Here is a 12239-nt window from a genome sequence, read left to right on the forward strand (position 1 = left end):
CAAGGCTTAAGCTTTACCGATGAACGCTGACCAGCTGATCGTGCACGAACCGGAGCGGATCCGCGCCCTGGCCCATCCCCTTCGCCTGCAACTCCTGGACCTCCTCACCGAGCACGACGAGCTGACGGCCACGCAATGCGCCGAGTTCACCGGGGAGTCCGTCGCCAGTTGCTCGTTCCACTTGCGCACGCTGGAGAAGTACGGCTACATCGAGCGGGCGCAATCACGGGGCCGGGAGCGGCCCTGGAGACGAGCTGGCCAGGGCGGGTTCAAGACCGAGGCCGATCCGGACGTCCCGGAGACGATGCACGCCTCCACCGAACTCGCCGTGCTCAGCGCCTCCCACCGGGTGCAGGGCTTCCAGCGCGCCATGGCACACGTGGAGAAGGAGTCGATGGAGTGGCTCGAGGCCACCCAGGTCTCCAACGTCGGCTTCTGGGCCACCGCCGAGGAGACCGCCCAGTTGGGTGCCGACATCATGGAGGTCCTCGTCCGGTTCAAGGACAGGCGCGACGCCGCCCAGCGTCCGGCCGGTGCCCGCTGGGTGCACGCACTGTCCCTCATCTACGCCGATCCGCAATGATCAAGACTTCTTGCGCAATACCTATTGCTAAAGCTCTCTTTAGGATCTAGCCTTTACGTGTCAGCACACCTCCTGCTCGAAGGGACGGGCAAATGGGACCGCACGTAATTGATGTTCTCGGCCTGGTGGGTCGCAACACCGGCCGCCCAATGGCAGATCTGACCTATGACGAACACTTTCCCCCGGCGCAGCCCAGGCGGCGGCGTCTCGGTTGGGGCTGGCTTCGTCTCCGTCCGCGGCGACGCCGCTCCGTCGCGGCACGACCGCTGGTCTGCTCGGCCTAGGTTCAGTGGCGGGGTCAGTGCGTATGGTGGTGGCCATGACTTCAGCACCCCAACCTCCTCCTCCGGACACCCGGGACTGGCTCGAGGTCCTCGAACGTGGCTGCGACGAGTGCGGCTGGCGTCCCCACGAGCCGGCTGAGTCCGTGCAGCGGCTCACGGACTCGGTGGGGCGCTGGGCAGCGGTTCTCGCGCGGCCCGACGCCGCACAACGCCCCACCGAGGCCGTCTGGTCTCCGCTCGAATATGCCTGCCACGTCCGCGACATCATCGCGGTCTGGGAGGAACGCGCCACGGCCATGCTCTCCACGAAGGATCCGGTCTTCGCTGACTTCGACGGGGACCAGGTGGCCATCGACGAGCGGTACTGGATGGCCAGGCCCGGGGCGGTGGCCGACGAGCTGGCCCGCAACGTCGAGAAGACGACAGCCGTGCTCGGCGGCCTCACCCCGCAGCAGTGGGCCAGCCGGGGGCGGCGCAGCGACGGGGCGGGGTTCACCGTCGCCACCCTGAGCCTGTACTTCTCCCACGAACTGACACATCACCTGCAGGACGTGAACGGACCCGACGCCGAGCACACCCGCCACCTGCAGCACGCCATCGAGCTCGCCCGAAGGGGCCTGGACGCCGACGACGGCGGCCCCTTCGGAGCGGTGGTGGTGCTCGACGGCGAAGTGGTGGCCGAGGGCTGGAACCAGGTCACCAGCACCAACGACCCGACCGCGCACGCCGAGGTGGTGGCCATCCGCGCGGCGTGCGCGAAGCTGGCGGACTTCCAGTTGCACCGCGCCGTCGTCTACTGCTCGTGCGAACCGTGCCCCATGTGCCTCGGGGCTCTCTACTGGGCGCGCCCTGCGGCGGTGTACTTCGCCACCACCAAGCACGACGCCGAACGTGCCGGCTTCAGCGACGCCTTCATCTACGACGAGATCGGCCTGCCGCCGGACCAGCGGTCCCTGCCGTTCCACCAGGTGGCCGTCGAGGGCGCCACGGACGTGTTCGACGATTGGCTGACCAAGCACGACCGGACCCCCTACTGACGAGACGGCTACTTCCAGCCCAGCTCACGCGCGACGGCCGCCAGGTTCTCCATCCAGTGGGTGACGTAGTCGACGCCCAGCTGGCTGGGGCAGGCGAACAGGACATAGTCGGCCTCGGCGACGGCGTCGTCGGCACGCAGTTGCTCGGCCACCTCGTCGATGGACCCGACCAGCTCGGGCCCGGAACGCGCCGGCGTGTTCTCCAGGACCCCGACCGAGTCCCCGGTCCCGCCGTGCAGGCCGAAGAATCGCTGGTCGAGGCCCGACGTGATCGGGAAGACCGGCCGGGTGACGGCGGCCAGGCCGCCGGCGCCATGGCCCGCAGCGGCGAACCGCTCCCGGAAGGAGCGGACCTGGTCGGCCTGCTGGACGTGGAACGGCCGGCCGTCCTCGGCCAGCAGCAGGGTGGAGCTGAGCAGGTTCAAGCCCTGCTCACCGGCCCACTCCCCTGAGGTCAGCGTCCCGGCGCCCCACCAGATCCGTGCGGGAAGCCCGGGGCTCAGGGGGCGCACCGGCAGGTCCGGGTCGCCACCGCTGCGCGCCGCGACGTGGGACCTTGCCATGGGTTCGCCGGCGATGGCGCGGCGGAAGACCGCGAGCTTGGCCCGAGCATGGTCGGACCAGGTCTCCCCGTCGCCGAGGCTGTAGCCGAAACGGGCCTGGCCGTCGGCGGCGTGCTCGGGCGACCCCCGGCTGACTCCGAGCTGCAACCTACCGTCGCTGATCAGGTCGGTGGCGGCTGCCTCCTCCGCCATGTGGAGCGGATTCTCGTACCGGAGATCCACCACGCCGGTGCCGACGTCCAGGTTCGTGGTCACCGCGGCCATGGCCGCCAGCAACGGGAACGGGCTGGCCAGCGACTGCTCGAAGTGGTGCACCCGCACCCACGCGCCGTCGAAGCCCAGTTCGTCAGCCGCGCGCGCCAGCTCGACGTGCTGCCGCAGCGTCGCGCCGGCGGAGGCCACCGGGGACCCGGGGACGTCGCGGTAATGCCCGAAGGACAGGAATCCGATCTTCTTCATGAGCGCTTTCCAAACTCCGAAAGAGTGGCCACCACGATGGCCTCGGTGCCGGTGGCGAGGGTCGGCTGGATGGCCGGCGCGAACCTGGGGTTGTGGTTGGGGTACACCTCATGTCCCGGGAGGAACGCGCCCACCCCCCAGTAGGTGTACGGGATCCCGAGCGCATCGGGGATGGTGCTGAAGTCCTCGCTGGCCGGGACTGGGGCCAGGTGGGCCACGCGGTCCGGCCCGAAGTGCGCCAGGAAGGCCTCCGTGACGCGGGCGTTGGTTGCCGGGTCATTTCTGGTGAGGGGGTACTGGTCGTAGTACTCGAACGTCGGAGGTTGAGGTGAGCCTGCAGCGTCGCATTCCGCCCGCACGATCCGTTCCAGAGCCGCGATGATTCGCTCACGCACCGCCATGTCGTAGGTCCGCAGATTGACCAGCAACACCGCCTGGTCGGCGATGATGTTGCTCTTCGAGCCGGCCTGGAGGCTGCCTACGGTGACCACCCCGAAGTCGCTCGGGGAGATCTCCCTGGAGACGATTGTCTGCAGCCTCATAACGATGGAGGCCGCCAGCACCACCGGGTCCACCCCGTGCTGCGGCATCGAGCCGTGCGAACCCTTCCCGAACACGGTGATCCGCACCGAGTCCCCGGCAGAAAGCACCGGCCCTGCGGCGGTGGCGAGCTGGCCCGAGTCGACCACTCCCAGAACGTGCGCGGCGAACGCGACGTCCGGGCGCGGGATCTGCTGGACCAGCCCGGCCTCGACCATGGACCGCGCCCCCTCAGCCGTCTCCTCTCCCGGCTGGAAGAGCGCGACGTAGGTGCCAGCCCACAGCTCCCGGTGCTCGGCCAGGAGCCGGGCGGCGCCCAGCGCCGTCGCGGCGTGGGCGTCGTGACCGCAGGCGTGCATCACGCCGTCGACCTGGGAGGCGTACTCGAGGCCGGTCGCCTCGGTGACTGGCAGCGCATCGAAGACGGCACGGAAGAGCACGCACGGACCATCACCGTTTTGCAGGATGCCCACCACCCCGCCCCCGACCTCCAGCACCTCGTAGCCGAAGGCGCCAAGTTCCGACGAGATGCGCCCCGCGGTGCGGGTTTCCCGCATCGACAACTCCGGATGTCGGTGCAGGTCCTTGTACAGCTCTTCCTGCCAGCCCGTGATGCCCTCGAGTCCAGCGAGGACGGTTTCCGCCACACTCATGGTTGCCTCCAACCAGTTGCCACTCCGTCAGAAAAACGCTACTGCGCCATCAGGGGTTCCGCGCCAACCGGCCCGCAACTGGCATGGTTGCGGTGTGGAGCACATCTGGCTGTCCCTCACCCAGGCCCTGGCGACGCTCGACCCCGCGGGCTACCTCGCGATCGTCGCAGTCGTGGCCGCCGTGTGCCAGTGGCTGGCCTGGCAGCTGCGCGTGCCCTCCATCCTGCTGCTGCTTGTGGTCGGATTCGGCCTCGGCCAGCTCGTGGGGCCAGACGCGATCCTGGGGCGCGACGTGCTGTTCGGCGGCGTCACGCTAGCCGTCGGGATCATCCTGTTCGAGGGCAGCATGTCACTGCGGCTGCGCGACGCCCGGGACCTGGGCCGTCCCTTGCTGCGCCTGTTCACGATCACCGTCGTCATCGCCTGGGCGCTCATCACCGCGGCGGCCTGGTTGCTCGGGTTCCAGCTCGAGATCGCCCTACTGGTCGGCGCCATCCTCGTGGTCACCGGGCCCACCGTCATCGCCCCGATCCTGCGAACGCTTCGGCCCACCCGGAGGGTCGGGGCGCTGCTGAAATGGGAAGGCATCGTGGTGGACCCGATCGGGGCGATCCTCGCCGTCCTGGTCTTTCAAGGGGTGCTTGCCGGCCGGGGCGGCGATGCCCTGCCCCAGCTCGTCGGCTCCCTGGCGCTGACCGTGGCGGTCGCGTCGGTCCTTGGCCTGGGGTTGGGCTTCGCACTGGAACAATTGGTCAAGCGACATCTGATCCCCGACTTCCTGCACGGTGTGGTCTTCCTGTCCGTGGCGATCGGCGCCCTCGCGGCCTCCAACGCCATCCAGCCGGAAAGCGGCCTGCTCACCGTGACGGTGCTCGGCATCTACCTGGGCAACCGCCCGGGTCTCCACCTGCGGCATGTGCAGGAGTTCACCGAGCACCTCCAGGTCCTGCTCGTGGGGGGCCTGTTCTTGATCCTCGCGGGCCGGATCGCCCCCGCCGAGGTCCTGGCCGTCGCGCCTGAGGGCCTGTTGTTCGTGGCCCTACTCGTGGTGGTGGTGCGGCCGGTGAGCATTCTGCTGGGGCTGTGGGGAACCAACGTGTCCCGGGAGGAACGCGGACTGCTGGCGTTCATGGCTCCGCGGGGCATCGTCGCGGCGGCGGTGGCGAGCATCTTCGGCCTCGAGTTCCTCCACGCGGCCGAGCGTGCCGTCGAGGAGGCGGTTCTGGCCTCCGGGGAGGAGGCCGAAAGGTTGCGTGAGAGAGCCACCAATCTGGCCGTCCTTTCCGAGCAGGCAGCCGACGTGGTCCCGTTGGTGTTCCTGGTGATCGTCTGCACCGTGGCGATCTACGGCCTCGGCGTCGGACGCCTCGCAGAGCGGCTCGGGCTGGCCACCACGTCGCCTCAGGGAGTGTTGTTCGTGGGCGGGGCCAGGTGGATCGTCGAGATGGCCAAGACCTTGGACGAGGCAGACGTCACGACGACGATCGTGGACCGCGAGTACGCCAGACTCTCGGCGGCCAGGCGTGCGGGGCTGAAATCGGTCACAGCAAACATCCTGAGTGACTACGCGGTCAAGGACATGGAACTGGCGGGGATCAGGACGCTCATCGCCGCCACCCCCGACGACGAGGTCAACGCGACTGCGGCCCGCGAGTTCGCACACGTCCTGGGGCGCGCCAACGTCTTCCAGCTTCAGCGCCCGGAGGAGAAGAGCAGCCTCGGTGGAGCGCGAACCAAGGCCGCATCTCACCTGAACGCCAGGATCTGCTTCCAGCCAGCCCGAACTCACGAGGAGCTGGAGGACTTGATGGACCGCGGATTCGTCGTCAAGAGGACGAAGCTGACACCGGAGTTCACCCTTGCGGACTTCCATTCACGCTGGGGCGACGACGTCGTGCTCCTGTTCACGCTCGAGGATGGCCAGGTTCAGGTGGTGACAGCAGAGAGCAAGCTGAAGGGCGACGGAATCACGTTGGTCGCGCTGGTGCCGGGCCAGGCAACGGGCCACTCCTAGGCGACGGCGCGTCCGGGGGTGTTGCTCCACTGGGACCACGAGCCGGGAAAGAGTGCGGCCTCGAACCCGGCGAGTTCCAGCGCGGCGATGGCGTGTGCGGCGTTGACCCCTGACCCGCAGTAGGCGGCGACGGGGCGGGAATCGTCCACGCCGGCTGCCGTGAGGCGCTCACGGATGACCCTCGGCGGCAGGAACCGGCCGTCGGCGGCCAGGTTGTCCAGGTTGGGAGCGTTGATGGCATCGGGGATGTGGCCTGCGACCGGGTCGATGGGCTCCACCTCGCCCCGGTATCTCTCGGGGGCCCGCACGTCCAGCAGCGTGCCCTGCTCGGGGAAACGGGCAGCAGCGTCGATGTCGATGACAGGCATGTGACCCCACGACAGTTCCACCGTCCCCGCGGTGGGCTCCACCGGTCCTGACTCGACCGCTCCCCCTGCCACCCGCCAGGCCGCGAGGCCGCCGTCGAGGATACGTACGCGCTCATGCCCGGCGTGACGCAGCAGCCACCAAGCGCGCGCGGCGGGGACCCCCGTGTTCTCGTCGTAGACGACGACGTCGTCGCCATCGTCGAGTCCCCAGCGCCGCGCAGCGGCCTGCAGGTCCTCGGGTGAGGGCAGCGGGTGGCGGCCATCTGCCGGCTCGCCATGCGAGGACAGCTCGGTCTCAAGGTCGACGTAGACGGCGCCCGGAAGGTGCGCGTCGAGAAAGCGGGGCATGCCGTCGGGCTGCTGGAGTGACCAGCGCACGTCGAGGATGCGCGGCCGGCCGCCGGCAACCAGGTCTGCCTGCAGTTCGGCGGCGGAGATCAGTGTGGACATTGCCGTCACGATACCCGGCCAGTCGGCCTACCTGCGCACGCGTGGAACCGGGGACGTCCGGGTCATCCCGGCCGGCCCGACGGTGTACTTGCGCCCCAGGGGCGACGTCCAGCAGAAGTGCCCGTAGTTGGTCTTCTCCACCCGCCAGGCGCCAAGCGTCTTGGCCCGATGCACCAGGCGGGACAGGGGTGCGAGGTTGTCGATCCCCGTCTGACCGGGCTGCCAACCGGTTCCCCTCGCGAAGGGAGCCACGTGGTCCAGATCCAGCGACTTCGAGTACAGCGAGCTGAACGGGAAGACCTCCGCCGGAGAGCGCCGATGGACGGCGTCGCGGATGCGCTGCGGGATCTCATACGAGTCCACCGCGGCCACCGTTGCGTCATCCACGACCGGCCGGAGGGTGACGTTGGTGCCGGAGAGGAACTCGGGCAGCGAGGCGGTGGTCAGTGGCCCCAGGCCGTCGATCCGCGCGACGCCGGAATCCGGCTCCGCCAGTGTCCTCTCGGACAGGTGGACGTAGACGACGGTGCGCCCGCGATTGCGGCCGCGCCCGCCGCTTGCAGGCGCGCCGGCGGTGGTTGGCCCGGACCCCTCGAGCCAGGCCAGGGCGGCTGCGGGGTCCGCGAGCAGCCCGAGCGCTGATGCCCGACGCTGCTGGCGGCTGCGCTCATCCCCAGCCTCCGCCATCGCGCAGGCCAACTCGTTCAACGTCTTGTCCAGCGCCTTCGCGTCCCTCGACGCCAGGCGCGCGTACATGTCGGCCGAGCCGGCGTCGTGGTTCCCGATGAACACCTCACGACCGTCGCGGGCCTGTTCCTCGCGACGGCGCAACAGTTCCGGATCCGCCTGCGCGACCAGGCCCCTCATGATCCGCTTCAGCCTGGGGAACGCCACCCTGCCGACCTTGAAGGCGATCTGCTGGTCCACCCACGCGGCCGCTTCCGCGCTGAGACTGCTGGCCAGGTCAACCAGACGGGCCGCCTGCCATCTGGGAATGGCGCCACGGCAATAGGCATCCCAGATGCCCGGATGCCGATGCTTGAGGTTCAGCACGTCCGCCACCATCTCCAAGGCGGTCCGACGCGACATCCCGAGTGCCGGCCCCAGCTCAAGGGAGAGGAACTCCGAGACGCCGGGGGTGCCGTCGTCGCCGGGATGGATGGTCTTCTCGGCGAGCTCAGGCACAAGCGCGTCCATGTTCACCGAGTAGGACTCGGCGAGTTCGGCAAGGGCGATGGACTGGCGGACCTCGGCTGCCCTGATCAGGCGCGCCTCATCCTGAACTCTCTCCAGCGCGTCGGCCGCGAACTCTTTCATGCTCCAATTGTCCCACGAAAGAGGGTCAGATTGGAACACCTGTTCTATATTTTCTGTTCCTTGCCCAATGCTTCGAGTACTTCGAGCGGGGACTCGACGTCGCCGCGCCAGGCCTCGATTCCCTCCCGGACAGCCAGAACGGCCACCACCAAGGCGGCGACCGAGTCAGCCCACGCCCATCCGAACAGGGAGTTCAGCACGAGCCCCACCAGGACGGAGGCCGAGAGGTAGACGCACAGCAGCAACTGCTTGGCATCGGCCTGCACACTGCGGGAGCCGAGTTCTCGCCCGGTGCGGAACTCGAGCCAGGCGGCGGCCGGCATCACGACCAGGCTGAGGGAAGCAATCGCGATACCCATGGGGCTGTGTTCCACCTCACCGAATCCGGAGAGGGCGAGGACCGCGTCCACGCTCACGTAGGCGGCGAGCGCGAAGAAGGCGATCCCGATGGCCCGGACGGTCACCTTCTCCCAGCGCTCCGGGTCCCTCCGTGTGAACTGCCAGGCGACGGCGACCGCGGACGTGACCTCTATCACTGAGTCCAGCCCGAAGCCGATGAGGGCTGCCGACGAGGCGAGCGTGCCGGCCCACAGGGCGACGATCGCCTCGACCACGTTGTACGCGATGGTGAATGCGACGATGAGTCGCACCCGACGATGCAGCGCCTCCGTCACTTGTCCCCTTCGCTGGCGTCCGGCTCGGGATCATCGTCCTTGGGTGGCACGACGATGGTGACTCTGCCGGACTCGAAGTCGATCAACTGCGGACCGCCAGGGGCCCCGTCGGGCGACTCCACGAAGAAGACCTTCTCAAGATCTCGTTGCTCGCGGACGTGCTGCATCCCTGGCTGGAAGATGGAGAAGAAGTCGGTCATTGGCGCCTCCTGGGATGCACTGACTATACGTCTGGAGACGCCCGCACTAGTGTGTGGCGATGACGCCCGTCCAAGGATCGTACGGGAAGCCCCTGACCTACCTGGTGGCCAGCACAGCCATCACGGCCCACACCCTCAACGCCAGCAAGCTCGTCACCGGCCTCGTGGGTGCGGGTCATCGCGTTCTCTGGTACGCCGCCGACCGCTTCGCCGACCAGGTCGCGCGCTGCGGGGCTGAGCACCTGTCGGCTTCCGGGGACACGTCCGCTGGGTTCGAGACCGGTCTGGCTTCATCACGGACAGGTGAATTGCGACGCGTCCGCAGCCTCTACCGCGACCAGGTGGTGGGCAGGGCGGCGGCGCAACTCGGGGAACTGCGCAGCCTCGCCGGTGGGCTCGGCGTGGACGCGGTGCTGTCCGACACCCTCATCCCGGCGGCCGGCCTGTTCGCCGTCGGATGGGGAGTGCCGTGGGCCACCTTCGGCGACGGGCCGCTGTTGTGGTGGGACGAGGACACTCCCCCGTTCGGAACCGGCCTGCCCCCGCTGGGCGGCCCGGCTGGGCGCCACCGCAACCGCCATGTCCAGGCCGCGATCGATCGCTGGGTCTTCGATCCGCTGTTCGGTGACCTCCACGACCTCCGGCGCGCGGTGGGTGCGGAGCCCGCCACCTCCTGGCGTCACGCGACGATGTCGTCGCAGCTGCACCTGCAGGGCTGCACACCTGGATTCGAGTACCCGCGGCAGAACCTGCCCGCCGAAATCCGCTTCGTGGGCGCGCTCGGCCCCGCGCACGCCGTCGGCGACCCCCTGCCTCCGCGCCTGGCACGCGCAAACCGCAGCCGACCGCTCGCGCTGGTCACGCAGGGGACCCTGAGGCCGGACCTTCGGGAGCTGGTGCTGCCCGCGGCGCAGGCGCTGGTGGCTGAGGGTTTCGACGTGCTGGTTGCGGGCGTCGGCGACGGGACGTGGAACCGCTGGCCCGGCCGCGTCACCGCCATGAGCCGTGTGGACTACGTCGGCGCACTGGCGGAGGCCGACCTGTTCGTCACGAACGGCGGATACACGGGCGTGACGCTCGCCGTCGATGCCGGGGTTCCGATCGTGCAGGCGGGCAACTCCGAGGAGAAGCCGGACATCGGAGCGCGGGTGGCCTGGGCGGGCGTCGGTGCCAGCCTGCGCACCACCCGGCCACCGGCGTGGTTGCTGCGCCGCACCATCCGGCGGGTCATGACCTCGGCCAAACGGCGAAGGGCCTCCGAGCGCCTCGCTCGCGAAAGCCGTAGCTACGACGCCGCGACGCTCGGGGCGCAGTTGCTCGGTGAACTCGTCCGGGCCTGAGGGCCCGGAGGCTAGGCGTCCATTCCCGAGCGGGCGTGGTTGTGGTGCTCCACCAGGGCGCGCGCTGCCAGCGCGGCGAACTCCTCCGCGCTGATGCGCCCGCGCAGTTCCGTGCGGTAGACCTCGCGGTCCTCGTGGTACGCGTCAGCGACCGCGGGATGGGACTTCAACACGCTGACCACCCGGTCGTCCTCCTCGTCGACGTCGAGGTCCAGGTACGGCTTGGCGTCGTCGTCCAGCCCGATCTCCCAGCCGTCGTGGTTCTCCAGCCAGACGTAGCCCGCCAGTTCCTCCGCCGTGATCGGTTCGAAGGCCTCGTCCTCGAGGTAGCTGACCTGTTGCCAGAGCGACGGGCCCGCACCCAACGCCGCCCGCACTCCCGGTGACCCGAGAAAATCCTCCAGTCGATACGACTCGCTGTCGCGTTCCTGATCTTCCAACTTCACGACTTCCGTATCCTGACTGCCTGCCGTCATCCTGCCCGCCAGGATTCCGATCACGTTGCCCACGCCCAGTACCACCCCGACCCAGAACCAGACCCCGCGCGCCTCCCAGTAGATCAGGACAAGCGCCACGCAAGCCGCCAAAGCGATTCCGCGCATCAAAGGACTGCGCATGATATTCATGGGGCGCACGCTACACGCCCGTGGGTCACGACGTCGGGGGTATGGCGCGGCTACACGTTGAAGCGGAACTCGACGACGTCGCCGTCGGCCATGACGTAGTCCTTGCCCTCGAGACGGACCTTGCCGGCCGCCTTCGCCGCAGCCATCGAACCGGCCGCCATGAGGTCGTGGAAACTGACCACCTCGGCCTTGATGAAGCCCTTCTGGAAGTCCGTGTGGATGACGCCCGCAGCTTCGGGGGCCGTCGCGCCCTTGGGGATGGTCCAGCCGCGCGACTCCTTCGGCCCCGCAGTGAGGTAGCTCTGGAGGCCGAGGGTGTCGTAGCCGACCCGGGCCAGCACGTCGAGGCCCGGCTCCTCCACGCCCATCTCGGCGAGGAACTCGCGGGCCTCGTCCTCCTCCATCTCGACCAGCTCGGACTCGAACTTGGCGTCGAGGAAGATCGCCTCGGCGGGGGCCACAAGCTCGCGCATGCGGTCCTTGAGCGCCTCGTCGGCCAGTTCGTCCTGGTCGCAGTTGAACACGTAGATGTAGGGCTTGGACGTCAGCAGGAACAGGTCGCGCAGTTCGTCCAGGTCCAGCCCCGCGGAGCGGACGCCCTTGCCTGCCTCCAGCGCGTCCTTCGCGGCCTGGTACGCGGCGAGCTTGGGCTGCGACTCCTTCTTGATCCGCGCCTCCTTCTCGACGCGCGGGAGCGCCTTCTCGACGGTGGCGAGGTCCGCGAGGATCAGTTCCGTGGCAATGACCTCGATGTCGCTGGCGGGGTCCACGCGGCCGTCGACGTGGGTGACATCCTCGTCCTGGAACACGCGCGTGACCTGGCAGATGGCGTCGGCCTCGCGGATGTTGGCCAGGAACGCGTTGCCCATGCCTTCACCCTGGGAGGCACCCTTCACGATGCCTGCGATGTCGACGAAACTCACCGTCGCGGGAACGATCCGTTCGGAGTTGAACACCTTCGCCAGCTGGGGCAGCCGGTCGTCGGGGACCCCGACCACCCCGACGTTCGGCTCGATCGTCGCGAACGGGTAGTTCGCCGCGAGCACGTCGTTGCGGGTCAGTGCGTTGAACAGGGTTGACTTGCCGGCATTCGGGAGGCCGACGATTCCAATGGTGAGTGCCACAAGCGAG

General features: G+C 68.8%; 12 protein-coding genes. 4 read left to right on the forward strand and 8 right to left on the reverse strand.

The genetic code is table 11. From position 1 onward, the window contains the following. Nucleotides 1-19: 19 nt before the first annotated feature. Together LKO27_RS08950 and LKO27_RS08955 are read left to right on the forward strand one after the other, a co-directional pair. On the forward strand, nt 20-583 hold the full coding sequence (locus LKO27_RS08950) for a winged helix-turn-helix domain-containing protein (RefSeq protein WP_227737052.1): 564 nt from the start codon (nt 20-22) through the stop codon (nt 581-583). A gap of 319 nt (nt 584-902) precedes the next feature. After that, complete coding sequence (locus tag LKO27_RS08955) at nt 903-1904, forward strand: deaminase (protein WP_304650891.1); 1002 nt, start codon at nt 903-905, stop codon at nt 1902-1904. 8 nt (nt 1905-1912) lie between these two features. Here the strand turns inward: LKO27_RS08955 and LKO27_RS08960 are convergent, their stop codons facing one another. Both LKO27_RS08960 and LKO27_RS08965 read right to left on the reverse strand, forming a co-directional pair. Next, entirely contained in the window at nt 1913-2926 is a 1014-nt protein-coding gene (locus tag LKO27_RS08960; RefSeq protein ID WP_227737053.1) for an LLM class flavin-dependent oxidoreductase, read from the reverse strand. Then, a complete protein-coding gene (locus tag LKO27_RS08965) occupies nt 2923-4119 on the reverse strand; it encodes an amidohydrolase (RefSeq protein ID WP_227737054.1) in 1197 nt (398 codons plus the stop codon). The genes LKO27_RS08960 and LKO27_RS08965 overlap by 4 nt, the downstream gene beginning before the upstream one ends. A gap of 94 nt (nt 4120-4213) precedes the next feature. Between LKO27_RS08965 and LKO27_RS08970 the strand changes: the two genes are divergently transcribed. After that, a complete protein-coding gene (locus tag LKO27_RS08970; RefSeq protein WP_227737055.1) occupies nt 4214-6133 on the forward strand; it encodes a cation:proton antiporter in 1920 nt (639 codons plus the stop codon). Here the strand turns inward: LKO27_RS08970 and LKO27_RS08975 are convergent. From LKO27_RS08975 to LKO27_RS08990, 4 genes are read right to left on the reverse strand one after another with little or no spacing between them, the layout of a single operon-like run. After that, nucleotides 6130-6951 carry a sulfurtransferase gene (locus tag LKO27_RS08975; protein WP_227737056.1) on the reverse strand — a complete coding sequence of 274 codons (822 nt, stop codon included), beginning with the start codon at nt 6949-6951 and terminating at the stop codon, nt 6130-6132. The two genes, LKO27_RS08970 and LKO27_RS08975, sit on opposite strands and share 4 nt — an antisense overlap. A 27-nt stretch (nt 6952-6978) precedes the next feature. Continuing rightward, a complete protein-coding gene (locus tag LKO27_RS08980) occupies nt 6979-8268 on the reverse strand; it encodes a DUF222 domain-containing protein (protein ID WP_227737057.1) in 1290 nt (429 codons plus the stop codon). A gap of 44 nt (nt 8269-8312) precedes the next feature. Beyond that, nucleotides 8313-8942, reverse strand: coding sequence for a cation transporter (locus LKO27_RS08985; RefSeq protein WP_227737058.1), 630 nt, complete (start codon nt 8940-8942; stop codon nt 8313-8315). After that, a complete protein-coding gene (locus tag LKO27_RS08990) occupies nt 8939-9142 on the reverse strand; it encodes a DUF6191 domain-containing protein (protein WP_227737059.1) in 204 nt (67 codons plus the stop codon). The genes LKO27_RS08985 and LKO27_RS08990 overlap by 4 nt, the downstream gene beginning before the upstream one ends. A gap of 59 nt (nt 9143-9201) precedes the next feature. Between LKO27_RS08990 and LKO27_RS08995 the strand changes: the two genes are divergently transcribed. Continuing rightward, entirely contained in the window at nt 9202-10482 is a 1281-nt protein-coding gene (locus LKO27_RS08995) for a glycosyltransferase (protein ID WP_227737060.1), read from the forward strand. A gap of 11 nt (nt 10483-10493) precedes the next feature. Here the strand turns inward: LKO27_RS08995 and LKO27_RS09000 are convergent, their stop codons facing one another. Beyond that, nucleotides 10494-11057, reverse strand: coding sequence for a hypothetical protein (locus LKO27_RS09000; protein WP_227737061.1), 564 nt, complete (start codon nt 11055-11057; stop codon nt 10494-10496). A 101-nt stretch (nt 11058-11158) separates the two neighbouring features. Next, nucleotides 11159-12232 (reverse strand): redox-regulated ATPase YchF, encoded by a 1074-nt coding sequence (ychF, locus tag LKO27_RS09005; RefSeq protein ID WP_227737062.1) that lies wholly within the window; start codon nt 12230-12232, stop codon nt 11159-11161. Nucleotides 12233-12239 lie beyond the last annotated feature (7 nt).

Source organism: Tessaracoccus sp. OS52, from assembly GCF_020687685.1.
Classification (GTDB): domain Bacteria; phylum Actinomycetota; class Actinomycetes; order Propionibacteriales; family Propionibacteriaceae; genus Arachnia.

Bases quoted from the DNA above. Each gene is read 5' to 3' on its own strand.
- LKO27_RS08980 (WP_227737057.1), bottom strand. From the start codon at position 8,268: ATGAAAGAGTTCGCGGCCGACGCGCTGGAGAGAGTTCAGGATGAGGCG.
- LKO27_RS08975 (WP_227737056.1), bottom strand. From the start codon at position 6,951: ATGTCCACACTGATCTCCGCCGCCGAACTGCAGGCAGACCTGGTTGCC.
- LKO27_RS08955 (WP_304650891.1), top strand. From the start codon at position 903: ATGACTTCAGCACCCCAACCTCCTCCTCCGGACACCCGGGACTGGCTC.
- LKO27_RS08990 (WP_227737059.1), bottom strand. From the start codon at position 9,142: ATGACCGACTTCTTCTCCATCTTCCAGCCAGGGATGCAGCACGTCCGC.
- LKO27_RS08960 (WP_227737053.1), bottom strand. From the start codon at position 2,926: ATGAAGAAGATCGGATTCCTGTCCTTCGGGCATTACCGCGACGTCCCC.
- LKO27_RS08950 (WP_227737052.1), top strand. From the start codon at position 20: ATGAACGCTGACCAGCTGATCGTGCACGAACCGGAGCGGATCCGCGCC.
- LKO27_RS08995 (WP_227737060.1), top strand. From the start codon at position 9,202: ATGACGCCCGTCCAAGGATCGTACGGGAAGCCCCTGACCTACCTGGTG.
- LKO27_RS08965 (WP_227737054.1), bottom strand. From the start codon at position 4,119: ATGAGTGTGGCGGAAACCGTCCTCGCTGGACTCGAGGGCATCACGGGC.